We start from the raw sequence: 23,637 nt of genomic DNA on the forward strand, positions 1-23,637 counted from the left end.
TTAATCTCGGACAGCGCCCCACCCCAATGGCCACACCGAGCTCACAGGTTTAAGGAGAAACAACATGAAACGTACCGCTCTCACCGGACTGTTTTTCAGTGCAGCACTGTTGGCTTCGCCAGTATTCGCCGCAGACGACCTGTGCGATTCCAACCTGCAAACCCTCAAGGACGCCCAGGTATCGACCAACACCAACCTGAGCGCCGAGAACAAGACAGCCCTGTCGACCACTCACGATGAAGCCGCCGCCGCCAAAGCCGCCGGTGACGAAAAGAAATGCATCGAGCTGACCGCCAAGGCTATTTCGGACCTCAAGCTGATCGGTTCGGGCAGCCAGGGCGCCAAATAATTGCCGTTGAGTAGTCTCAGTGGGTCGACGCGCCACGCCAATCGGCGTACACTGCGCCCCACTGACTGCCCGCAAAGCAGTCACGGGGCCGATTAGGATTCGACGCCGGTGATGAAACTTTAGGTGCATGCCGACTTGGTAACAGAAGTCGTAAATCCACTGTTGCAACTTTCTATAGTTGCCAATGACGAAAACTACGAGGGCTACGCTCTCGCCGCGTAAGCGGTGCGACTAGCTCTTCTGGTAGCTTCGGCTCCAGCAATCACCAGGGGATGCCTGTAAACCCAAAGTGATTGTCATATAGAACAGGATCGTCGCTTAGGACGTTGTGGCCGATGTGACTAAAACTTACACAACTCGCCCAAAGCACCCTGCCCGTCGGGTCGCTGAGGGTTAACTTAATAGACACGGCTAAGCATGTAGGACCGACAGCGGAGTACTGGCGGACGGGGGTTCAAATCCCCCCGGCTCCACCAAATAAGCGTTATAAATCAAGCACTTAGCGTTTATCGCAAGTGCTTTTTTTGTGCCTTTTAGGGCTGTTTTGGCTGGGAAATGCCAGCTTTATGACAGCCTCGCCCTTCCGTTCATCACCAAAAGCTACCCAAAACCATGCAAGCCCGATTACTGTATATAAAAACAGTAACTGGACCCCATTCTATGGATATCGATTTCGACGCTGAGAGCTGGTTTGGAAACCCAACTCCCCTGGAAATGATGCGTCAACAGCTATTGCTTGTTGAAACAGAGAACGAGCTGCTTCGATCTCAGGTAGAACGCTATCGCCTGAACCAATCAAAGCTCATTAGGATGCTGACTGTAGCTACTGAGGAGCGCGATGCCTTTCGACGCGACGCGCATGGCTGCAGCAGGAAGCTCTCTGATTTGTATGTCCATAATGCGCAACTCACAGACAAATTGAACGAACTACAATTTGTTCATGACCGCTCACAAAGCGATGCGGCGATGATTTGCCTCCAGGATGGCTTGAGATCATCCGCAAGCCCGGACACAGCCTACCAACACTCACAGGCAAAATAGCTATGGTCGACTTGCGTAAAAAATTAGGCAGCGTCACACAGCGGCGCCCAGACTTGACGCTAGAATTTGTGCTCGAGCAAGTCGAGAAACTCGCCAACGAAACTGTCTACGACTGTCATCACTGGGCTCAGATTTGCGTCGATAGAGCTACCACCGATAGCTCCCTTCCATGGGAGCCCGGCTATCTTGAACGAACCTATCTCTCTCTACTCGCCAAGCACAATATTTCCCCCTCGCAACTTTAAAGCTCTGTAGGCTTTTTCACACGCCAGCCCAGCAATTCGGGATCTGTCATAAGCCTCTGCCAACTCTCCCGCTCGAACGTCAGCCCGGTTGAGCAGGTCGGATAGCACCATGGCGGCGCGGCGGGCTGCCTCGCCTCGATGGGTAGCTCCGGGAGCGCCGGAGGTGCAACTGGCTCTGCTGGCAAGCTCGGTTGATGCGACACGCAGCCGCTCGCCAGCAGCGTCAGCGCGACCAGCAGCATCAATGGCCATAGCCTGTTCTCTTCTAGCATTATTCGCTATCTCATTTACGGCAGTCTGCCGGCGTTGTTCTTCTGTGCGGGCGCTGGCCTGAGCCAGCCCCCATGATTGCTGGTCGCCTGCATCGCGGTCGCTCCAGCGCACTTGCCATTCAGACCGCTCAACAGACCGGCCATGGTCGTACGCTAGGTAAAGGCTTTCCGCAATCAGGGCCAGTACTAATGCACCGCCTGCCAGTGGCAGCCAGAACCGGCCAGTGCCGGCCGTGGTCAAGGCAATCACGCCAATTCCCCGCCTGCCGCCTTGTACATCGCTAACAGATCAGGCTCGGGCTTTTCTTCCTGCGCTCGCTCGGCGGAATAGATCTCTAGCAACTGGGCCAGTTTGTGCTCGTGCTGGCCATAACCTGCACCCGGCAGGCTGGCCCAGATCGGCGCCGCCAGGGCAATGGCCTCAGTAATGCGCCCGGCCTTGATCGCCGGCAGCGCTTTGCACTCAGCCAGCAGCTTGATGGCCGCCAGATCTTGTGCCTCTGGAATAAAGCGTCCCTTGAAGCCGTAGTTCTTTACTATGGCGTCCCAAGTCCGGGCCAGGAACTGGTAGCGGCCGGCGGCCGTGGACTTGATTCCATAGCGCGGTAGGCCGACCAATACTCGCGGGTGCGCGCTGTAATCCCTGAACAGCTTGCCGCCTACTAACACGTTATAGCCATCGTCGCTGGCATTGATTGTCGATGTGCCCTCAGACCAGGCGAGCATGTCGAGGAATGCCAAGACGTTCTTTCCGCCGGCGCGCTGTGCGTCTATTCGTGCCATTTATTTTCTCCAGAAAAAAGCCCGCACGGGGCGGGCTGGGTTGCCAGAATTTGTAGTCGTTGTGTCAGACCGGATCGGCGGGGGCCGGCTCGACCTCGTCAGGCTCTTTGACGGTGATGCTGACCTGAGCGCTGTACTCCTGAATCACCTGGGCCGTGAAGACCTGGGCGGTGGGAAACTGCGCAAGGATCTCCCGGGCACGCGTGTCGGCTTCGGGCTTGGTCGCGTAGCGGGTCAGGTTTGCGGCGTCGTACAGGTTGCTGGTGTTAACTGCGATGAAAGGCATATGAAGCTCCGTTATTTCAAGCAAAAAGAAACCCGCTCGATGGCGGGTTATTCAGGGTTTTGTGTTGCGATTGGTGTTGCTGTCAGCCTTCCATCTTTGCAAATAGCGCAGGTAGATAAAAAGCATAAGGGTTACTGGTGCTGGTGGTAGTGGCGTAAAGCTTTCCCGCCGAAAAATCCCACACACACCCTAATAATCTACCGGGCGCGTTTCCGGCAATCATATTCATGGAAAAGCTATTGATCAAAATGTATTCGTTTTCTGGAAAATTGAATGGCACCGAATAAAAGTTAGTTGAGCCTATATCAAGTTGCTCTGTGAATCCATAGGACCAATTCTGAAAAGCCCTTGTGAAAATTGCGCAAGACGTCCCGCTATCAAAGATCACGCCTCCTGCTGCGTCGAACAAACGCATTCCGAACTTAGCCACCGCTTTCGACTTGAAAACAGCCACGAACCATTTTCCATAAGGCCGGTTGAAATGAATGCTTCGTGTGCGGATTTGGAAACCAGTCCAGTTCCCCGGTGAGCCATACATGATTACAGTGTTTGTTGCTGCCCTTCCAGACTCTGTTCGTGGTCGGGCAAAAACAAGCGGCGGCTCTTGCGTTTCAATGGGAGTAGCAAAGTAGACAATCGAAGTCAGTCCACTTTCTGCGTTGGGCGCATAGGTGCCTGACTCGCGGATTGTGAGCCGGGCAAACTCAGAGTCCAGCGTCACAACGTTGCTGTTGTTCATGAAACGCAGGCCAAACGTCATGCGAACCTCACTACGAATAAGCGCATTGACGCGGCGTTAGCGGTCAGGCCGTACTCCCAGCCTCGATTATGGTTGTAAACCCGCACAACTCCGTCGAGCATTTCAGTTTCAAACTGCGTCGTATAGTCCATTTGAAATTCACCATCTGGAATAACAAAAGCAACGCTGTTACTTGCGTTGGCGTCGACAGCCCATTGCTTATGCCCTTTATTTGGACTAGGCCCGGACTGAGTCCACCCGTTATTATCAACGGTGGTCGTAAATACAACACGCATCGTAAACGAATTCTCGTTTATTTGTACGGCGCCGTCAGCGCCGTACACCCTCAAACCGAATGCCATTATCCCAAGTTTCCTAGTTGCACGCGCAGTACGCCGTTTTCATCAAACACGTTAAGGCCATTAGCATTCAGAATGACACGGCCAGCGCCTGGAATCGTGCTGTTGATTTCAAAGATGCCATCCTTGCGGAGAATCCAGCCCTGACGCCCTGCGATATAGTTGCTGGAGTAGATCACATCGCCAATTTTTGCGTTATCAATAGAGCCGTCTTTAATGAACGCTTGGTTCATGAAGACTTGCCCGTTCGTTACTGCGAAAGGCGAAAAGATAGAGCCATTGCTAGCGTTATCGTTAAGAATCATGAATTGATTAGCACTGACAACAAACGATGTTTGCACTGTGCCGCCGCTGTAATCCACGCCTAAAGCATATCCCGCGTTGTAACGAATACCATTTTGGGTGATTTGCACTTTGTTAACGATGGAACTTGAAACTTTCCCGTCAACAGCGGCAGCGGTATTCATCGCCGTCTGCGCGCTTGCACTGGCAGTTCCTGCTGTCGATTGCACGGTATCGATACGCTTGCCCAGGGCAGTATCAGCGTTTGCCCGTGCGGTCGCCTCGCTCTGAATCGCCGTGTTGGTATTGCCTACAGAGGTGGTCAGCCCGTCGATCCGCGTCGAATCAGCCGCCAACGTTTTACCCTGCTCTGTCACCGTCGAAGTCAGCGACGACAGAGCCGACGCACTGGCCTTGGTCGCCAGACCGCTGGCCGTGCTGTTGACCGAAGTCTCCAGCGACGTAATGCGCGACGCCTGACTGGAGACGCCGGTCTCAGTGGCAGTAACCCGGTTGGCCAGAGTATCGAGCGCCGACGCGCTGGCCTTGGTCGCCAGACCGTTGGCGGTGCTGTTGACCGTGTTCTCCAAAGCCGTGGTGCGGGTCGACACGCTGTTGATCGTGCCGCGCTGCGAGGTCACGGTGGCCGACAGGGAACCCACTGCACTGGCTGTCACAGCCTGGTCTGCTGCAGTTAACTGGCTGTTGTCGTGCCAGCCTGTAAGCAGGTCGCCTTGCTCCAGCTGGGCGCGGTCCCAGAATACAGCACCGGACGAAGCGCCCGACGCCAAACCGAACGTGCGCAGCAGGATATCAACCGCCACAGTACCCGCCGGCGCGGCTTGAGAGGTTCGGCTGATCCGCTGCCAGTCAGAGCCCAGAACCAGGGTGGTCGGCCCCATGGTCTGGATCGTCGAGCCGGCTGCGTTCTTGAACTGGAAGTAGAGCGCAGCACCAAAACCAACCACACCCCGCACGTAGGCAGATGCGGTCAGGATCTGGCCGGGCGAGCATGATGCAAACCGTGCCGAGTTCAGGGCCAGGTCACAGTAGGTGCCGCTGGACGTCAGGCCGTTCAGATCGAAACGCTGGCACTTGCCCTTGGGATCAAGGGTCGAGTCCACAAGGCTGTAAGTGCCGGTAACGCTGGCAAAGCCTACCCGCCAACCGTCAGCGATGCCGGCGACGTTGCCGGCGACTTCGAACGATGGGTTGAAGATCAGGTTTTCCCCGCCAACCTCGCTCATGCTGGCCCGCAGGTTGGTCAACTGCGTGCTTTGACTGGTGATCGCACCCTCTGCCGTTGTCACTCGTGTAGTCAGTGCGTTAACCGCGCTGGTATCGGCCTTGCCGCTGACCGTCGTCGTCAGGTTGGTGATTTGCTGAGCTTGTGACTCAATCTTGCCCTCGGCGGTGGTTACACGGGTACCCAAGCTGCTCAGCGCGCTGGTGTCGGCTTTGCCGGCAACTGCCGACGTCAGACTGGTGATCTGCTGGGACTGCGACGTAAGTGCATTCCCCTGAGCGGTGACTGTCGTCGTCAGGGTATCCAAGGCCTGCCCCGACGCTGCCGCCGACTTACGACCCAGCGCAACGTAGGCCATGTCCACCACTGCGCCGGTATCAGCGCTGTTCACCAGGTCGAGGCGAATGCCGTAGATGCCGGTTTTGCTGGTCCACGATGCGGTGTTAGACAGGTCCAGCTCAATCTCTTGCCAGTCCTCGGTCGCGGTGCTGATGCTGTACACAAACGTCCGGGCTTCGGCCAAACCACCCGTTTCGTCTGCCCAGTACAGGCGGCAGCTGTTTCGGGTGCTGCCCTTACGGCGGAACCGGAATCGAACGTATGGGTTCTGGGCGCCGCTGACTTTGCCAAACGTGTTGCTCGTCACTTGCAGGTTGGTGCCGCCTGTGACCGTGGCGAAAGCAGGCCCCGCGACTATGGTCGAACCTGACGCATTGGCGTACCAGTTGCGCACCGAGTCCGCGAATTCCCAGGTCACGCCTGCAACAAAATCGCCTGAACCGACAGAGGCTTTCAGGTCGGTGATTGCCTGGGACTGGGTAGTCAGCGCGGTCTCGGTTGCTGTAACCCGAGTGGTAAGGGTGTTGACTGCCGCCGCCGTCGCTTTGGTTGCCAAACCAGCAGTCGGGCTGTTGACCGTACTCTCAAGGTTCGTGATCGCCGTGCCTTGCGATGTGATCTTGCCCTCGGCAGTGGTCACCCGCGTGGCCAGGCTGTTGAGCGCAGTCGTGTCAGCCTTGTTGCCGACTGTTGTCTGCAGGCTGGTGATCGACTGGGCTTGTGCACTGATCGCCTGACCCTGAGAGGTCACAGTGGTGGTCAACGATGACAGGGCGGTTGCCAGTGCTGCTTGGTCAGCGTTCACGTTAGCGTTGTTGTCGCGCCACCCGCTGGCAACAGAACCCAACTCCAACTGGGCGCGGTCGTATTCGATGTAACCGGATGCAGCGTTTGCCGTTGAACCACCGACGCGGCACAACACGTTCAGACCCTCGGTGTTGGTCGGCATGGCCAAAGACGCGAAAGCCATCCGCTGCCACTCGCCTGTAGCCACCAGCGCCGGGCCGTTATAGGTCACGATAGTGACGTTGTTGGAGCTGCGCGGTTGCAGATAGAACCTGACGACCAGTCCAGCGGTTGCCTTGAAGTAGATCGAGGCCACAAGGAACTGACCAGGGCTTGCAGGCGCCACCGGGTTGGGCGCGATATCAACGTAGTTGCCGCCGTTGGTCAGGCCGGCCAGTTCAAACCGCTGCGCCTTTCCGGTCGGTTCAAGGCTGGACTTGATGAGAGACCAGGTAACAGTGGAGCTGCCAGCGGCACCCACTGCCCAGCTTTCAGCCAGGCCCGCGAACCGCGAACTTTCTTTCTCAAACGACGGGTTGGCAATCAGGTTTTCGCTACCGATATCACCAAGAGAACTCGTTAGGCTGGTGATCGACTGGCCCTGGCTTGTAAGGGCCGTCTCGGTTGCAGTAACCCGCGTAGTCAGGCTGTTCAGCGCCGAGGTTGTGGCTTTGGTCGCCAGACCAGCAGTTGGGCTGTTGACCGCACTGTTCAAGCTGGTGATTGCGGAGCCTTGACTGGAAATGGTGCCCTCGGCAGTGGTCACGCGGCCCGACAGAGCCTGAGTCGCGTTGGCGTTAGCGTCGGTCGCCTCGCCCAGCATGAGGGTGTTGTCCTGCCAGCCAGACATCTGAGCCCCAATTTCCAGCTGAGCGCGGTCTACCTCAGCAAACCCGTTCAGGCTGCCTGAAAGAGTCCTGACCCTGATGCGTGGCAGCAATGATGCAGCGTCTGCGGGCAGGTCAGCGGCGACCAGCAAAATCCGCTGCCATTTGCCGTCTGCTGCTAAGTTGCCCGTACTGTAAGTCTGGACCACAGCACCGGCGGCGTTGACCACCTGCAAGAACAGTTGCGCAACGGCGCCTGTGGTTGCCCGGATATAGGTAGATAGCGTGAACGTGGCGCCCTGAGACGCACCAGGACGACGGGCCGGAATTGTCGTGACATCAACGTACTGCTGGCTTTGGGCTCCAGTGAAGTCGAACCGCTGCGCCTTGCCGGTGTTGTCGATGCCTGACGTCACCAAAGATGACACATGCGACATGCCTGCTGTAGAGGCGACGTTCCAGCCACTGGCAACTAAACCTGTGACGTCCGGGGTATCGAACGACGGGTTGAACAGGAAGTTACCGCCGCCGATGTTGCTTAGGTTGGCGTCGATTGTGGTGATCGATTGCCCCAACGCCGTCAGCTGATTGCCCTGAGCGGTCACGGCGTTGCTCAGTGACTGCACCGTCGAGGCGCTGGCCTTGGTCGCCAGACCCGCAGTTGGGCTGTTGACGCTATTCTCCAGCGCCGTAATCGCCGTGCCTTGACTGGTGATTTTGCCCTCAGCGGTGGTTACGCGGGTACTCAGGCCGCTGACAGCCGACGCGTCCGCCTTGCCGCTCAATGTGGTAGTCAGGTTCGTAATCTGCTGGGCCTGAGCGGTGATGCTGCCCTCTGCAGTAGTCACACGACCACTCAGTGCCGTGGTGGCCTGAGCGTTGGCCACAACATCAGCCCCCACAACACCTGTGTTGTCTCGCCAGCCGGTGGCAATGTTGCCGGCCTCCAGTTGCGTGCGGTCCCACTCGACAAATCCCGAAGACGGGTCGCCATTGATACGGAACAACAGGTCGACCGCAACTGTACCGTCCGGTGCCGGCAGCGAGGTACGACTGATCCTCTGCCAGGCATCAGTTACCGTCAGAGCGGTAGGCCCCATGGTCTGGATAGTCTGACCGGCTGCGTTCTTGAACTGGAAGAACACACGGGCCGTCATGCCCGGCGTCCCGCGCACATAACTGGACGCCGTGTAGACCTGACCGGCACCGACACTGGGCAGATAGGACGAATGGATACCCAAATCAATGTAGGTGCCCGAAGGCGCAATGCCCGTAACATCCAGGCGCTGGGCCAACCCCTTGGGGTCCAGCGATGAGGTGACCTGAGTAGCTGCAGCGGTAGTCCCGGCAGGGATGCCAAGCCTCCAGCCAAGCCCCAAACCAGCGAAGTCAGTGCGGACCTTTTCGAAAGAAGGGTTGAAAATCAGGTTCTCGCTGCCGGCATTCGACAGGTTCACGTCAATATTCGTCACCGACTCGCCCAGCGCCGTCAGGGCGTTGCCCTGCGCAGTGACCGTGTTGCTAAGCGCCTGAACCGTTGACGCACTGGCTTTTGTGGCCAGTCCGGCAGTAGAACTGTTGACGCTGTTCTCAAGATTGGTGATTGCCGAACCCTGAGACGTGTTGACGCCCTCAGCCGCCGTGACCCGCGTCGTCAGCGATTGAAGCGCCGAAGCGTCCGCTTTCCCGCCGACTGTGGTTTGCAGGTTCGTGATCGCCTGCGCCTGACTGGTGATCGCCGCGTCCTGGCTGTTGTTCTTGCCTTCGGAGGTCGTCACGCGGGTGGTCAGCGATTGCAGGGCCGACGAATCCGCCTTACCGGCCACCGCGCTTTGCAGGCCGGTGATCTGCTGGGCCTGGCTGGTGGTGGTCCCCTCTAGGTTGGTGACTTTGGTTTCAACCGTCTGCACGCGGGTGGCCAGCGCGCCGACGCCGGCAGCGGCCTGGCCGACATTGAGCCAGTAAGTAGCATTGGGCGGCGGCGTGTTCGCCGGCACATTCTGGACCGCCTGATAAATAATCTTGTCGCCGCCCAGTACGCTCTGCCCAGCGCTGTACGTGCTGGCCGCCTTGTACGGCAGTGAACCTGCCAGGGCATTGACCGCATCGATCTGCGGCTGCAGGTCAGTGCGTACCTTGGCGACCGCTGCACCAACAGACGTTACCTGACCCTGCAGGTCGCTTTTCACGGACGTGAGCGTGTTGTTAACCCCAGTAATCTGACTCTGCAACTCACTCTTGGTGGACGAGATACTGCTGTTGATTGCAGTGACCTGGCCGGCTAGTTCGCTGCGTACCTTGCCCACGTCTTTTACTTGATCTGCCAGATCCTTACGCACGCCTTCAACGGTGGTGTTGACGTCATCGATCTGGCCGCCCAGTTCGGTTTTGGCCTCCTCGATCCGGTCATTCACCGACCCAGGACCAGTGCCGGTGATCAGATCGATATCCGACAGCAGCTCCTCACCCAGGGCGGATTTGACGAACTCCTCAGTGATCAACTCAAGATATTCACCTGCGTCTGCGCTGGCCTGCCCCATGACCCAATCGTTCCATGGGCCGGCATTGCCGGTGCGGTCGATCAGTCGACCCCGGAAAAACACGGTGACACCGGCAGCCAGGCCGCTCAGGGTGTAGGTGTTGGTCGGGTAGGCCAGCAGGCCCAAGGTTGAGGCATTGCTGCCGTCAACACTTTCGGCGCGCTGAATCTCGGTGTAACCGGCGTCCTCGGCACCGGCCGGAAACGCCCAGTCCAACGTGATTTTCCACGGCCCCGGCGTCGCGGTCAGGCTGGCCAGTGCCGGCGGCTCACCCGTCTTGCCAGCCAGGTCAGTTGGATTGGAGTAAGCCCACAGCGAAGCGTTACCCGTAACGCCAACGGCAGACACCCGGGCGGTGTAGGTGCCCGAGTAAATGCCCTGCACTTCAATGGCCGTCGTGTACGTCACGCCGGCATAGACCCAGTCGCCCGAATTGCGCCGCCACCAGACGTTGTAGCTCTGAGCGCCCTGGGCGGCCTCCCAGGTGATGCGCATTGTGGCAACGTTGATACCCTGCCTGACGCTGTCGAAGGTCGACAGCGCCACATTGGCGGGCATGGCCTGCGCCGCGTTGGGCAGCGTACTGGTCGGCGGTATGACGATCTGCGCGCCCGAATCAATGGCCGCAAATTTGCTCGCGTTGTGCTGCACCGCAACAATGTCGTACTGCAGCTTGTCGTCTCCGAACGACTCGGTAACGCTCAGGATCCGGTAGGTCTCGGCCACCACTTCGGCGGTCTCGACGGTGTAAACCGAATCGACGACAGGCGCCGCGCTAAAGTCCTCGGTAACGTTAATCAACCGGCCTGCGACTGAGGCAATAACCCGGGTCTGAGCCACACCGTTGGGCTGGATGATGACCAGCGTATCGCCGGCCGCCACGGTCAGATCGTCGTCGACGGTCACGCTGTCGAGCGTGGACGCCCGCACGCGGCCGCCAATCGGCTTGCCAACGTAGTTCTGGTCAGCGACCCGGACAATCTGTCCAGGGCGTGCCATGACGCCATCAAGACCCACACTGAACTGGACCGTGCCGGTCTCCAGGTGGTTGGTCATCAGCGTATAGAGCCCCAGGCGCTGCGCCTGGCCCTGCGACACGCAACCGAACGCGGTCAGCTCGGTTTCGCGGATCCCGTAACGGCGAATAGCGTCCGGGAACGGCACGTACTCGACCCGCTGGGCGCCGAAGTTCTCGCGGTCCGTCCAAGACACTTTGCACACGCTGAATCGGGTCGAACCGCTGGAACCCGGACGGTTGAACAGGCCATCGATCACGTTGGCGTTGGTGTAGGTGTACACAGGGTCGCTGGGCATGTCCGCCGAACACACAACCTCACTACCGGCGTAATAGCTCATGCCGCGAAAGATGCTGGCCAGATCCTGCAGGACCTGCAACCCATTGGCCCGCGCCTGCAGATAGAGGTTGCAGGTAAAGCGCGGCTCCTTGCCGCCCTTGCCGTCATCGACCATCTGGTCGCTGTATTGGGCGATTTGATAGAGCGCCCATTTGTCGACCTGCGAAGGCGAGATATAACGCCCAAAGCCATAGCGGTCGTTCAGCACCAGGTCGCGGTAGATCCACGCCGGGTTATCGGTCCAGGCCAGCTTGAATGTGCCGTCCCATGTCCCGCTGTAACTGCGCGTAGCTACATCGTAGTTGCTCGGCACCTGAACAATGCGCAGCTTGACCCGGTAGGCACGCTCTGGCGTCGACGAGAACTGGCTGGCATCGAGTTTTAGACCGGCCAGTGCGGTATACGGATACTGCAGCTTGGCGTCGATGATCTCGGTGTAACTGACCACCGATGTGGTGTCGCCAATCTTCGCCTCTGCAGAATCAGGCGTCGTACGGCGAACGCGCAGGCTCCAGCCTTGCTCTGCCTTCGGCAGGTCGATGCGGTGCGAGCGCTGATAGCCGCTGGTGGTCTTGCCGGTAAACGCGCTGTCGACCACCACCTTATAGTCGCTGCCATCGGTGGCCAGCTCGACCACGTAAGCGACGGTGTAACCGTGGGTGTCGCCGTCTTCGTTCTGCTCGAACAGCGACGAAGCCCCCAGGCGCACACGCACGGCGGACAACTCCAGGTTGCTAAAGGCCTGTGTCCACGCCTGAGCCGCTTTCAGCTCGATACCCACCCCATGCTCGCTCTCGACCGCCGGAAAGCCGCTGATGTGCTCCTGATCGTGCTCGCCGGTGCGCTGCTCCCACGTCACGCCGGTAAAGTTGTAGGAGCCGTCCGCGTTCTGCAGCGGGGTCTGGTCCAGATAGATGGACTGCGCGCCGTTCACCAGGCCGACAATCGGGCCTTCGCTGATTGCGTCTAGGATGTTCGCGTAACTGGTGTTGATCAGGCTGTCTGGGCTTTCTACAGGCGAATGGGCGCTTTCGCTGCCCTTGGAGCCGCGAATGGTCAGGTCGGTCATGAATGCCTCGTTATTGCTGGTCTTCGGCGTAGATGCCCAGAGAGAGCTGTGCAGAGCCTGTGATCATTTCCCCGTAACCCAGCGGCATGCAGACGCCCTGGGTGACAGTGTTTTTGATGCCGGAAAAGTTGTAGCTGGGCTTGTTGTCGGCAGATTCGGAACTGTCGATGCCGGTCTGGGTGCCGGCGACCATTTGCGCCACGCCACCCAGGGCAAGGGAAATACCGATGCTGCCGGCAATGACCCAGCCGCTACCGGCAGCGGCGCCGCCAAACAGCCCCGCACCGCCTGCAGCAAGACCGCCGGTGAAGTAGCTGGCCACCACGATCAGGGCAATGCCCAGCACGGTCTGCAGGCCGCCACTTTTCTTGCTGCCCTGCACCACAGGCGCAATGCGTATGTCGTTGTGGCTGGGCGGGTCGCACAGCTCGGACTGGCCGAGGTTGCGACGGCCATAAAACACCGTGAAGGCCAGCCCCTGCGCCTTGGAGTCGGCCAGAAACTGGTTGAATCCTTCATGCAACACGCCCAGGGCGCGTACCGCCTCGGCCGCCGAGTTGACGGCCAGTCGGTGCACACGCCCGAAACGGGTGCCGAGCTTTCCGTAAAGGCGCACGGTGCGCAGCCGGTCAGCCATGCGGCGAATCCTTGTGACGAAGGTAGAACTGCGCCGACTCACGCCAGAACGCGCCGAACAGATCGCGCTTGGCTTCACGGCCGTACAGGTGGTGCAGGATCGCCCCGGGCACGGGGTGGTGGTCCGGCTCGGTAGTCAACTTGCCGTCAGCCAGGTACACGCCGGCATGGTTCACCACGGGCGAGCGAACCTGCATCAGGATCACATCGCCTTGGCGCAGATCGGCAGGATCCACCGGCGAGAATCCAGCCCCGGCGAACTGGCGGGCATAGAGGTCTTGCCCCTTGTCCCACCAGCCGTCCTCGCGCTCGTAGTCGGGCAGCTCAATGCCCAGCTCGCGGCGGTAGTAGTCGCGCACCAGGGTGTAGCAGTCGAGCACGCCGTGATGAAACGGCCGACCCACCAACGGCGCTTGATAGCCGGTCGGCACATGCACCAGGTGACCCACCGGCTCGCCTTGGCGCACCTCGACAATCAGCCAGGGCAAGGCCGTCGCTTCCATGGAAACCCGATCAGCCTGGCTCAGGCGGGCCGACTGCCCAGGGTGACTGTGAACGATGGCCACAATCTGGCCCACATCCTCGGCATCGGCCCAGGCCTCGGGTCCGATGCGAAAATCGTTCGCCGGATCCGGCGCGGTGTTCGGCGCCGGCACGTAGCGGTTCGCCCGTCCGCTGCGCACGATGAACCCGCAGGATTCATGGGGCAGCCGGGCGCGTGCGTCAGCGTAGATCGCTGACACCGTGTCTTTGGAAAGCTTCATTAGGCACCTTGAGCGGATAAAAACAGTAAGCGAGTGACCGAAGCTGTAGTAGCTTTCTGGCGCAACGAAGCGCCTCGGTCTGTTGCCGGCGCAATGACCATATGGGAGTTCTTTTGACTGAGTACGCACTGCCACAACACTTGAAGTACGTCACCATCAAATTCATGGATGATCAGGGAGTCGTGCGAGATCGTCGCCCGGGGCGACCTGTTGTCCAGGTGGTGTTGAGGTACGAGCCTAACCATCCGCAGTCATTTGCACCGATAGGCTACACCACGGTTTATGCCTTGCTGGATACGGGTGCCGATTGCAACTACGGAACAGTAGAAGCCATTACGGCGGCTCAGTGCCTGCAGATTGGAACGTCAACGACCCATGGCGGTACAGCCTCAATTGAAAGCACACAACACAGATGCCATCTGTACTTTCCAGAGGCAGCCGTGCAGATTGAAACGGATATATTTTCTGCCCCATTGCGTAACAGCACCGCCACAGAGCATCTAGTCATCGGGATGCTCACAATTGAGTGTGGCGTGCTCCTGATGGACTTCAAGAAAGATATTTATCGCCTTTACTTGGGCTAGTGACTCGCGCAGACGTGATCGTTTTGAAGGCGTGATCACCGGGCGTTATCGACACACCTTCGGCACCCGGGTTGATCCGCGTTTCAAGCAGGGATAGATGAGCTGGGTCAATAATCTTGGCCTTAGTAAGGGTCAAGGCCCGTATCAAAGCTTCGCTAATATAGAGTCGGCCATCACTTCCGGACAAAAAAGGACGGGCAACAGGCGACTGTATTGCTGGTTTGTTGTTCATACGTGCTCCTGCGGCCACGCCGCTCATTGATTAATAACCTGCAGTCGGGAACGAGCCGTAACGCAGTGGGTTGTGTTCGCCGTTGCGCAGCTTGCAAGCCGTCAACGTGCCCGAGCACGAATCCTTGCCCGGGTCGTCGGTGGGAACATTCTTGTCAGTGAAATAGGCCGATCCGGTGTATCCGCAGTACGCGCCCCGGTAACCGCCGATCACCAGCCACTGACAGCAGTTCGCAATCACTTGGCGTCCCGGCAACTGCCGGTCGACCGCGATCAACGGCGACTTGAGAACGAACGACACCAGCGACGGATTGGCCGAGTCCTTCTGATCGATGGTGTACACATCGTTCGTGAAGTGCTCGGCCGGGTCAGCCTCGGCGTTGCCGCCCGGGAAGTTCACCGCGTCCAGGTAGCGGCCCAAAGTGCGCCGGCGGATCACCTTCGCGTCGACCAGGTCCTGATACGTCATGCACAACGCCGTGATGAACCCGGTGACGTTGCCCACCGTTAGCGCTGGGTTGTTCTGCTGCCCCTCGCCGGTCATGCCCATGCCCGTCACCTGAATGGGCCAGGGCGAATAGGCCTCGCCTTGCCAGGTGATCGGGCCGATCTGCGTGTAACCGTGGAACAGGTAGCGGTCGCCGCCGATGCCCGTCAGGTCCAGCTCGAACAGCTCGACATACTGGCCCGGCGTGAGCCGCTGAACGTCCGCATAAATAATCTCGGCCATCAGGCAACCCCGAAATATTGATCAAAGGTGCAGGCAAGCGTGTAAAGCTCGCCACCCAGCGGGGTGAGGGTCCAGGACCCACAGGTAAACAACGCCTCTTCGCCCAGCGGCGGCGTCCACTTGAACGGGATAAAGCCCTTGTGCGCACGCAGAAAGGCCAGGATCGGCTGCACTTCGTCGTCGCTCTCGCGAAAGCTCAGCGGCCAGCTCTGGACCTCGTTGTTGATGCCGTCGCCGGCCACCTGCTTGTAACCGTTGCCGAACTGGGCCGACCGGACCCGGAATGTCCCGGTGCCGGTCGGCTCGATCAGCGGATCCCATGTAAACGTTTCCGCCATTACCCCCTCCCCATAATTGCCTTGCGGATGTTGCCTTGCGGGGCCAGAGACCGCGCCTCAAGCTGCTTGTACTTCGTTTCAACGAAGCGACCGATTTCCTCCCCAAAGGCCTGCAGTCCGCTGTTGTCGCTGCTGACTTGCGTGTTTCCGTTGCCGTTGATGGTGATCTCGACTTTGACCCCGCCAGAGGCCCCCACACCTACACCGGCCGTTTGGGCTTCGGTGGTCGCTGCCGCAGCGGCCGCAGACTGGCCGACATAGCCGCCATTGGCGTAACCCTTGCCGGTGGCGTTCAAGCGCTCCAGGTAATCGCGCATGCCGGGCTGGCCCACGACTTCGCGGCGCAGGACAAACTCACCTCCATGCACCACACCCGCCTCGTCGTACTTGCCGCCGTAGCCGGTAAAACCACCGTCCGAGAATTGCGGCGGGGTGTATGTCATACCGGCAGAGGACGAGCCCAGGCTGTAATCCATGCCTGAACTGGCCGTGGTGCCCGCCGACACACCGCCGGCAAGACCGCTGGCCCCGGCGCTCAGGAAACTGCCGAACACGCTGGAATACACGCTGCTGGCTGCTGCCTGCAGGGCCATCTGAGCCAGCATCTTGGCGAAGCTGACCGCCACGTCACCAAAGGTCACGTCCGCGCCAAAGGCCCACTCGACCGCCGCGTTGGTCAGCCCATCGAACAGACTGGTAAAGGCGCTCTCCATCTGGCCGGCGACGTCCTTGGCTTTGTCGGCATAGTTCTGCCAGGCGTTGCTGATACCGGCGCCCCAGTCGGCCTGCGCCGCGTCGACCGCCTTGTAATAGCGGCCTTGCAGATCCTGCCGCTGAGCCAGCGCATCACTGAGCAGCTTGGTTTCCTTGTCGAACAGGTCTTGGCTGATATCGCCGCTGTTGCGCTGCAACACCAGCTCACGCTGCTGCCGATTAAAGTCCTGCTCGATCTGCAGGCGCTCTTGCAAACGCTCGCGGTACTTGTCGCCCATGCCGGCGCCGGCCAGTTCCTGCTCGTAACCGAATTTGACGGTCTGATAGTCCTCGTTGAGGCTGGACCTGAACGCGGCCAGCTTCTTGGCGTCTTCCTCGGCCTGCTTGATCGCCTTCAAGCTGTCCAGCTCGGCAGCCAGCCCTTTCAGACGTTTTTGCTGCTGGGCGTTGACCCCCTCCAGCTTGCCGCTGGACACCTCAAAGGCCAGTTTCTCGACCTCGGTGGCGTTCTTGCGCTTGTCGGTCGTGGTGTTGATCAGTTCGATCTGCCGCTGATACCCCTCTTCCATCTCCTCAAAACGCTTGCTGAGCGCTTTTTCGTCCTTGGCCGAGGCCTTCGACGCCTTGATGGCCGTATTGGCCTTGTCGATGGCTGCAGCGGCTGCCAGTGCCTTCTTTTCATCGTCCGGCGTGAATTTGAGCGAGCCGGCGGCGATCTGTGCGCGCAGCTTTTCAACTTCGGTCAGTTTCCCTGCCACGACAGCCTGTTTCTCAAGGTTCTTGAGATAGGTGTCACCGTCCTTGCTCGATGCCAGACGTACGCTGGCCAGCTCCTTTTGTACGCTGGTGATCGACAGCTTGAGCGACTCGATATTTTCCTTGGTATCGGCCAGCGGCGTGTCCATCGGCACGTCCGATTTACTGTCGACACCTTTCTGGAAACGCTCCTGCAGTTCCTGCGCCGTTTTGAGGTCCGCCTGTAGCGATTTCAGCCGCGTCTGCAGTTGCTCATAGCTCTGGGTGCTGATGTCCTCGGGCAGCATTGCGCGGGACGCTTTGCGGATCCGTGTCGACGCATCCTCAAAAGCCGACGCCGCCGTATTCGCGCCCGTTTCGGCCTTGCTCCCAAAGTCGATGAACGAATAGGCCAGCACACCCAAGGTCAGAATGATGCCTGGCCAGCCGGCGGCCATGCGCAGGATCCAAGCGCCTGCCGTTTTGAGGGTCTGCAGCCCTGCGCCCAGCGCGGTACTGGCCGCAAACCATGACCCCATCGCCGCAGTAGATGCGATCTGCGCCCCAGTGGCAGTAGTAGTGGCCACAGCCAGCGCCTCAGTCAGCAAGGTTCGTTGAGCAATCAGCGCGTTAGCTTCGGCCTGGCCGGCCACGGTGACGCTGGCCAGCTTCGCTTCTTCGATAATCAGCTTTTCTGCCAGCGCAATCTGCTCAAGGCGTAACGCGTTGGTGCGGGCCATGGACTGTTGCAAGGCCGTCTCACTGATCTGTCGTCGTGCCCACTGCTCCTCCTGGATCAGTTCAGCCGCAATCGACTCCTGCCGCACCCTCAAGCGCGCCACTTCGGCAGCCTGGAACTGGGCAGCCGCCGTGCTGCGCGCTAAAGACGCCGTGACAGCCGCTCGGGCGGCCTCCACATCAGCCAGCGTACCAATCTTGACCATTTCCGCACGGCGCACTTCGCTCGTCGCCGCCAGGGAGTTCTGGTAGGTCTGCTCCTGGGTGGCTTTGATGTCCAGGTACTTGGCCGCTGCCGAATTGATGAACCCGGCAGCAACCCGGGCAAGGGCCACATACAGCCCGACCTCCAAGATGTCGATCATCGCCCGGATGTCGAGCGAGTCCATGGCCGTGCCCAGATCGAGCATGGCCTGAACGGTGTTTTTCGTCAGATTCAGGGTTTCATCCAGAGAACCAAAAATCTTGCTGGCACTGTTTTCGATGACCGTCCAGCCACCCGACAGGGTGGTTTGCGAACGGGCAAAGGCGTCGTCAATCGCCTGGGTCTGGCTGAGAATGGCGTTGAATACCTCTTTCGAGGTCAATTTTCCCTCGGCCCCCATGGCCCGCAGCGACTCTTTGGCAATGCCCATGCCGTCCGCAATCGCCGTGGCAAGGCCCGGGGCCTGCTCAAGCACAGAGTTCAGTTCCTGGCCGCGCAACACACCCGAGGCGAAGGCCTGCCCGAGCTGCACCAGAGCGCCCTGTGCTGCCTCGGCGGATACGCCGCTGGCCGACATGGATTTACTGATGTTCTGCGTGACCTGCGCGACCTTCTCCTGAGTCGCGCCCAGTTGCCCCGAGTTGGAGGCAATGCGTTGATACAGCTCGGCAGTCGCATCGAGCCCGGACTGCGAATTCTGCGCAATCTGGAATACCGATTTTGACTGCGTTTCAAATTCTGCGTAGGTCGCGGAGACCTGTTTGACCCGGTTCTGAACACCGATCCAGGTCTGTGACAGATCGACCGCTTTTTCAATGCTCAGGTATGCCGTTACCCCGGCGGCGATACCCTTCAACGATGAAACGACATTCTGCGACGTGCTCTGCACCTGCCGTTCAACCTGCGTCATGCTGCGCTGTGTGACCCGCGCAGCCTGATCCATGCTCTGCTGAAACCCGCCGATCCGTGCAATCAGATCCAGCGTCAGCGTGCCAAGAGACCTGCTCGCCATACGTTTCTCCCAGGCGAAAAAAAACCCGCCAAAGCAGGCTTTCTGTTCATTTCACGTCAGGCGATCGGGCATTACACCCAGGCGCTTTTCGCTTGCTCCAAGGTCAACGCAGGCCGAGGTCTGGACGGCATAAAGTCAGCCAGTTCGGCTTTACCCCCGGCGCCACGATTGACCTGAAACGCGATCATGGCTAAAGACCACTCATTGCGGCCCATCGGGTTCAAACACCCATGCTTCTCCCGATAGGTGATCCAGTCGAGAACCTCGGCATAGGTCAATGTGGCTTTGGCTTCGGCAATCGTGCGACCGCCTATGCCGTTGAGGACGAGTTCGTGCCAGAACTCTTCCGCCGGGGTAATTTCTTTGCCGGCGGGTTATTCACCGAGTTGACCGCATCGAGCAAAGCCACACCCAAACCGGGGTGCAGGTTCTTGGCATCTTCCACCGGCAATGCCTCGGTGCCGTCCTTGCCCAGCATGACACTGGCCGCCAGGTAGCGAGCATTCCCGGATGCATCGGTGTCGTTGCCGGCGTGCATGGTGGCCATGACATCGAAGGTATGCCGGCGGATCCAGACGTCGAATTTGACGACTTCGGGTTTGTCTGGAGTAGCACCGGGGCGCTTCCATTCGATTTTCTTCTTTACCAGCGGCACGGTGATGACGCCGCCGCTGTCTTTGAGTTGCTGCAGATTCATGCTGACCCCTTAGGTGGTTTTGTAGATCCACTGGCCTTTGCCAGAACGCTGGATGCTCAGCGCCGTGGTGATGTTGGCATTCGCCGCGTGTTCAAACGGGAAGTCCGCGACATAGCCGGCAAACTTGAACCAGGTGCGCGAGGTGGGCAGGACAAAATCAGTGCCGTCCTCATTGGCGGTCGGCGGCGCCGTCGACTCCCCATCTTCATCGACAGGCCCGTCCGGCCAACCGATGACGAACTTGGTCTGGATGTTGGTATCGTCCTCGTACAGCTCGTACAGGATCTGGTGACTGCGATTGGCCGAGTCGGCCAGCACCGTTGCCGACGCCGAGCCCGGCGTGCGCAGGCCTTTTTTCGAGGTTTTTTCGCCCCGGGTTTTCAGGGTGGTGGTGTCGACCTGTTCAGCCGGGGAACCGCCAGGGTTGAACGTGGTGACATCGTCGATTTCTACGACACTGCGCTTCGCCGCATTGGCGGTCGCTTTCACCAGCATGTAAATCTGAGTGCCTTGGGCTAAAACAGACATGTTTTCTCCGAATTTCGGGCAAAAGAAAGCCCGCGCTTGGCGGGCTGGTGAGTTCAACGGCGGACTATCCAGTCCACGTCAAAACTGCGGTGAAAATCGCGCGTGACAGGGTCACGGTCAGTGCCTCCCCATCGCACGATGTTGGCTCGCAGCTCGATGGCATCGCGTAATGCCTCGGCCACAACCCGCGCCGTGGCGCCCGTGCCGGCGTACACGTCGACCTGCAGGGTGAAACCATCGCTTTTGGGCCGGCCATGCAGGACATTCTCGGGCGCCCCCGTAATCTGCCTCCAGACCACATAGGGCTTGGCCACACCGTCCGGCGCTTCGCCGTACGAGTACAGCCGACAGTTGACGCCACTGCCCAGCAGCGCGGCGACGGCAGGGCTTGCTGAGCAAGCGGCGAATATCGGCGCATCCATCACGACGACTCCCGCAGTGCTGCGTCAATTTCCTGAGTGAACACCTTGATAAAGCGCTCCGTTACGGTAACGACGTTGGTTGAAAAAGCAGGCCGCATGAACGGCGCGCCGTGGGTGTTTTGGGTGCCAAACTCGATGTAGCGCCAGTGCCGGGTGTCGCCACCCGGGTTGCCGCTGGCATCCTTGCTGTGCTGGTTGGAACTGGCCCCGCCGCGCACACCCACACGCATGACTACGCCACCTTCGCGCAGGCCGCGCCGGGCCGATTCTTGCGTCACGATGTTTTTAAAGACCTTTTCCGCCGTGGCCGGGTCATCGAGCAGCCGGGCGCGGGCCTTTGCATCATCACGCACGATACTCATGGCCTGCCGGGCGGCCTTGCGCAGCCCTTTGCGCCGCAGCTTCGGCGCCAAGGTCTGCATCCGGTCCAGAGCACGCCCCATGCCCCGCAGACGACTGGTGATGCCATCAGCCATTTTTAACCCCCTTGGAGACCAGAATGGTCAGGTAGTCGCGGCCCGACTCGGCATCCTCAAGCGGCGGGCCTTCAATGCTGTAAATCTCGTTGCGGTACACGATGCGCATGGTCGGCAGCACGCCGGTACGGTAACGAATGACAATACGTGCGGTGACCTCGGACTGGGCACCATGAGCGGCGATCATTTCGCGGCTCGACAACGGCGAAACCCGCGCCCAGACCTTCTGCGCGAAGGGCACCCAAGCCGGCTCGCCAAACTCGCCGGTGTCAGGGTCTCGGGATTTAGTCATGTGCTGGATTTCGATCAGGTGCCGCAGTTGACCGGCCCTCACACATGCGCCCAGCGGTGCGGCTTCCAGAGCGCGCTGGTGGCCATGGGCAGCTCAGTCACGCTGCCGGCGGCCGGCGTGGATTCGCGGTTTGCGTACCAGTGCCCGATCAGCATCAGCGCACCCTGCTCGATGGCCTTGGTGATCACCAGGGCATTGCCGACCGGATCCGGCAGCGGCTCGCCGGCCGCCACCAGCGTGCGGTTGGTTTCCAGCTCGAAGGTGCTGAATGCCGCGTCCATGTAGCCTTGGATCAAGGTGTCTTCATCGTCATGATCGACCCGCAAATGCAGCTTCACGCGGGCCAGATCAATCATTGCTCGGCACCAGGGCTTGCAGGGCCTCTTTGTTGGCCGAGGCCGGGAACTCGATCCCCTTGGCCGCTAACCATTCCTTGAGCTTGGCCACGGTCATCTTGAGCGGGTCGGTTTCTGCCTCGGCCGCCTTGATGGCCAGGTCGATTTCGTCCTGAGAACTTTTCGGCTCATAGCCCTCTGGCGGGTAGTTCGCGGCCGGGTAGCCCGCATCGATCCATTCGGCAATGGTGGGACCGTCCAGACGCAGGCCAGCGGCCGACAGCACCTCAAGGTAGGTGGCCACGTCCAGGTGCTCAACCGCCACCAGGGCGCAGCGCGCCGTAACCTCTTGCTCACCGACCGGAATTTCGACGACCTCGTTGCCGTTTACTGCAAATTTGAACGGTGTGGTTACCAAAATCTTTTGCATAAGAACCTCCATGCAAAGGGCGCCCGAAGGCGCCCGCTCGATCAGGCCGCGCTCAGGGTCAGGATCTTGGTCGCCTGGGAGTCGACGAGCATGCCGCCGACGCGCTTGGTGGTGTAGAAGCTCACATGCGGCTTGCTGGTGTACGGATCGCGCAGGATGCGGGTACCGAGGCGGTCGACGATGGTGTAGGTGCGCTTGTAATCGCCAAACGCGATGGCGTTGGCATCAGCGGCCACATCCGGCATGTCTTCGTTTTCGACGATGCCATAACCCAGAATGCTCGAACCCTGCCCGGCCTCCAGGCCTGGACGCCACAGGTAGTTGCCGTCCTCGTCCTTGAGCTTGCGGATATAAGCAACGGTCAGGTTACCCATCATCCAACGGGCATTCTTGCGATAGCCCGCCTTGAGCGCGTGCACCACATCAATGAGGTTATCAGCGGTGATTTTGCCGGCGACGCCGCTGAGCAGCTTTTGCAGCTTGCCGAATGCCCGGACCTTGTCGTGCTCCAGGGTCATTTCATAGGCCAGCAAGCCCTTGGGTTTGCCGACGCCGTTGCCACTGGTAAAGGCGCTGCCTTCACGCTCGGAGAACTCCATGGCGACTTCGCCATTAATCCAGGCCTCGGCATCAAAAAAGATGTCATCCAGGCTCGTTTGCGAGGCTTTCGGGTTGGCGTACAGCTCTCCCATGAAGGCTTTGATGTTCGCCAGTTTCGGCGTGCCGGTTTCAGGGCGTTCATCCAGTTCACCCACCCAGCCAGAGCCCGTGCCGCCCAGGTTGACCAGGCGCTGGTACTCAGGCGTACCGACGGTCATCTGGTTGCACACTTCACGCATGGGCGAACTGTCGCGCAGCAGCTCCAGCACGCTGCGATCCAGTTCCTCAGGCACGGCATACCCGCCGTCAGCTTCGTTACCCACCTGCAGCGCTTTGGCCTGCAGATCGCCCAGGCCGGTGTCGATGCCCTTGCGAACAAACTGCATGAAGGCCGTTTTATGCTCGGTCGCAGCCTTGGTGCCGGTGCCGTTTGGGCGTTTCAGGCCGGCCAGTTCTTTTTCAAGCGCCGATTTCAGCTCGTCCAGCTCGCCCAGCTTTTCGTTGAGCGTGTCGACCTGGCCGGACAGCTTGCCCTTCTCGGCTTCCAGGCCTTCGATACGCTTGTTGTTCTTTTCCTTGAACTCGTCGAACTGCTTGCCCAAAGCCTCGGCAACTTCTTCGATATCTTTCTTATCAACAGCCATGGAGGCTC

The 23,637-nt window shown here is 59.6% G+C and carries 24 protein-coding genes and 1 other RNA gene; 4 read left to right on the forward strand and 21 right to left on the reverse strand.

All coding sequences use genetic code 11. The features are described 5' to 3' along the window. The first annotated feature begins 64 nt into the window (after positions 1-64). The 3 genes from ACYAS9_RS02075 (at position 65) to ACYAS9_RS02085 (ending at position 1,390) form a co-directional block, all read left to right on the forward strand. A complete protein-coding gene (locus ACYAS9_RS02075) occupies positions 65-349 on the forward strand; it encodes a hypothetical protein (RefSeq protein WP_463566651.1) in 285 nt (94 codons plus the stop codon). 84 nt (positions 350-433) lie between these two features. Continuing rightward, positions 434-825, forward strand: a transfer-messenger RNA (tmRNA) gene (gene ssrA, locus ACYAS9_RS02080). Positions 826-1,009: 184 nt separating this feature from the next. Further along, positions 1,010-1,390 (forward strand): hypothetical protein, encoded by a 381-nt coding sequence (locus ACYAS9_RS02085; RefSeq protein ID WP_463566652.1) that lies wholly within the window; start codon positions 1,010-1,012, stop codon positions 1,388-1,390. 206 nt (positions 1,391-1,596) lie between these two features. On the opposite strand, the gene ACYAS9_RS02090 is transcribed toward ACYAS9_RS02085, so the two are convergent. The 8 genes from ACYAS9_RS02090 to ACYAS9_RS02125 all read right to left on the reverse strand — a co-directional run bounded on the left by ACYAS9_RS02090 (position 1,597) and on the right by ACYAS9_RS02125 (position 13,918). Continuing rightward, positions 1,597-2,157 carry a DUF2514 domain-containing protein gene (locus ACYAS9_RS02090; RefSeq protein WP_463566653.1) on the reverse strand — a complete coding sequence of 187 codons (561 nt, stop codon included), beginning with the start codon at positions 2,155-2,157 and terminating at the stop codon, positions 1,597-1,599. Then, positions 2,154-2,690 carry a glycoside hydrolase family 24 protein gene (locus ACYAS9_RS02095; protein ID WP_463566654.1) on the reverse strand — a complete coding sequence of 179 codons (537 nt, stop codon included), beginning with the start codon at positions 2,688-2,690 and terminating at the stop codon, positions 2,154-2,156. The genes ACYAS9_RS02090 and ACYAS9_RS02095 overlap by 4 nt, the downstream gene beginning before the upstream one ends. Before the next feature lie 64 nt (positions 2,691-2,754). Beyond that, a complete protein-coding gene (locus ACYAS9_RS02100) occupies positions 2,755-2,976 on the reverse strand; it encodes a hypothetical protein (RefSeq protein ID WP_463566655.1) in 222 nt (73 codons plus the stop codon). Positions 2,977-3,058: 82 nt separating this feature from the next. Then, positions 3,059-3,736 carry a hypothetical protein gene (locus ACYAS9_RS02105; protein ID WP_463566656.1) on the reverse strand — a complete coding sequence of 226 codons (678 nt, stop codon included), beginning with the start codon at positions 3,734-3,736 and terminating at the stop codon, positions 3,059-3,061. Next, positions 3,733-4,077 carry a hypothetical protein gene (locus ACYAS9_RS02110; RefSeq protein WP_463566657.1) on the reverse strand — a complete coding sequence of 115 codons (345 nt, stop codon included), beginning with the start codon at positions 4,075-4,077 and terminating at the stop codon, positions 3,733-3,735. Before ACYAS9_RS02110 ends, ACYAS9_RS02105 begins: the two co-directional genes overlap by 4 nt. Beyond that, on the reverse strand, positions 4,077-12,518 hold the full coding sequence (gpJ, locus tag ACYAS9_RS02115; RefSeq protein ID WP_463566658.1) for a TipJ family phage tail tip protein: 8,442 nt from the start codon (positions 12,516-12,518) through the stop codon (positions 4,077-4,079). The genes ACYAS9_RS02110 and gpJ overlap by 1 nt, the downstream gene beginning before the upstream one ends. 10 nt (positions 12,519-12,528) lie before the next feature. After that, a complete protein-coding gene (locus ACYAS9_RS02120; protein ID WP_463566659.1) occupies positions 12,529-13,155 on the reverse strand; it encodes a tail assembly protein in 627 nt (208 codons plus the stop codon). After that, positions 13,148-13,918: a C40 family peptidase gene (locus tag ACYAS9_RS02125; protein WP_463566660.1), complete on the reverse strand. Its 771-nt coding sequence runs from the start codon at positions 13,916-13,918 to the stop codon at positions 13,148-13,150. Before ACYAS9_RS02125 ends, ACYAS9_RS02120 begins: the two co-directional genes overlap by 8 nt. A gap of 113 nt (positions 13,919-14,031) precedes the next feature. Between ACYAS9_RS02125 and ACYAS9_RS02130 the strand changes: the two genes are divergently transcribed. Then, positions 14,032-14,502 (forward strand): hypothetical protein, encoded by a 471-nt coding sequence (locus tag ACYAS9_RS02130; RefSeq protein WP_463566661.1) that lies wholly within the window; start codon positions 14,032-14,034, stop codon positions 14,500-14,502. On the opposite strand, the gene ACYAS9_RS02135 is transcribed toward ACYAS9_RS02130, so the two are convergent. The 13 genes from ACYAS9_RS02135 to ACYAS9_RS02195 form a co-directional block, all read right to left on the reverse strand. Next, positions 14,468-14,734 (reverse strand): hypothetical protein, encoded by a 267-nt coding sequence (locus ACYAS9_RS02135; protein ID WP_463566662.1) that lies wholly within the window; start codon positions 14,732-14,734, stop codon positions 14,468-14,470. The two genes, ACYAS9_RS02130 and ACYAS9_RS02135, sit on opposite strands and share 35 nt — an antisense overlap. A 30-nt stretch (positions 14,735-14,764) precedes the next feature. Beyond that, complete coding sequence (locus ACYAS9_RS02140) at positions 14,765-15,463, reverse strand: phage minor tail protein L (RefSeq protein ID WP_463566663.1); 699 nt, start codon at positions 15,461-15,463, stop codon at positions 14,765-14,767. Continuing rightward, the gene (locus ACYAS9_RS02145; RefSeq protein ID WP_463566664.1) at positions 15,463-15,801 is read right to left on the reverse strand and encodes a phage tail protein; all 339 of its coding nucleotides are present in this window, start codon (positions 15,799-15,801) and stop codon (positions 15,463-15,465) included. Before ACYAS9_RS02145 ends, ACYAS9_RS02140 begins: the two co-directional genes overlap by 1 nt. Beyond that, complete coding sequence (locus ACYAS9_RS02150) at positions 15,801-19,205, reverse strand: phage tail tape measure protein (RefSeq protein WP_463566665.1); 3,405 nt, start codon at positions 19,203-19,205, stop codon at positions 15,801-15,803. The genes ACYAS9_RS02145 and ACYAS9_RS02150 overlap by 1 nt, the downstream gene beginning before the upstream one ends. Positions 19,206-19,276: 71 nt before the next feature. Further along, a complete protein-coding gene (locus ACYAS9_RS02155) occupies positions 19,277-19,483 on the reverse strand; it encodes a phage tail assembly protein T (RefSeq protein WP_463566666.1) in 207 nt (68 codons plus the stop codon). Between the two features lie 32 nt (positions 19,484-19,515). Beyond that, on the reverse strand, positions 19,516-19,902 hold the full coding sequence (locus ACYAS9_RS02160; protein ID WP_463566667.1) for a phage tail assembly chaperone family protein, TAC: 387 nt from the start codon (positions 19,900-19,902) through the stop codon (positions 19,516-19,518). Between the two features lie 9 nt (positions 19,903-19,911). Beyond that, on the reverse strand, positions 19,912-20,430 hold the full coding sequence (locus ACYAS9_RS02165) for a phage tail tube protein (RefSeq protein ID WP_463566668.1): 519 nt from the start codon (positions 20,428-20,430) through the stop codon (positions 19,912-19,914). Between the two features lie 53 nt (positions 20,431-20,483). Further along, a complete protein-coding gene (locus tag ACYAS9_RS02170) occupies positions 20,484-20,852 on the reverse strand; it encodes a DUF3168 domain-containing protein (protein WP_463566669.1) in 369 nt (122 codons plus the stop codon). Next, positions 20,852-21,328 (reverse strand): HK97-gp10 family putative phage morphogenesis protein, encoded by a 477-nt coding sequence (locus tag ACYAS9_RS02175; RefSeq protein WP_463566670.1) that lies wholly within the window; start codon positions 21,326-21,328, stop codon positions 20,852-20,854. Before ACYAS9_RS02175 ends, ACYAS9_RS02170 begins: the two co-directional genes overlap by 1 nt. Further along, positions 21,321-21,662 carry a phage head closure protein gene (locus tag ACYAS9_RS02180; RefSeq protein WP_463566671.1) on the reverse strand — a complete coding sequence of 114 codons (342 nt, stop codon included), beginning with the start codon at positions 21,660-21,662 and terminating at the stop codon, positions 21,321-21,323. The genes ACYAS9_RS02175 and ACYAS9_RS02180 overlap by 8 nt, the downstream gene beginning before the upstream one ends. After that, positions 21,659-21,976: a head-tail connector protein gene (locus tag ACYAS9_RS02185; RefSeq protein WP_463566672.1), complete on the reverse strand. Its 318-nt coding sequence runs from the start codon at positions 21,974-21,976 to the stop codon at positions 21,659-21,661. The genes ACYAS9_RS02180 and ACYAS9_RS02185 overlap by 4 nt, the downstream gene beginning before the upstream one ends. Then, on the reverse strand, positions 21,969-22,385 hold the full coding sequence (locus tag ACYAS9_RS02190; RefSeq protein ID WP_463566673.1) for a HeH/LEM domain-containing protein: 417 nt from the start codon (positions 22,383-22,385) through the stop codon (positions 21,969-21,971). Before ACYAS9_RS02190 ends, ACYAS9_RS02185 begins: the two co-directional genes overlap by 8 nt. A gap of 41 nt (positions 22,386-22,426) precedes the next feature. Continuing rightward, entirely contained in the window at positions 22,427-23,629 is a 1,203-nt protein-coding gene (locus ACYAS9_RS02195; RefSeq protein WP_463566674.1) for a phage major capsid protein, read from the reverse strand. Positions 23,630-23,637 lie beyond the last annotated feature (8 nt).

This window comes from Pseudomonas sp. HP_08, assembly GCF_055284095.1.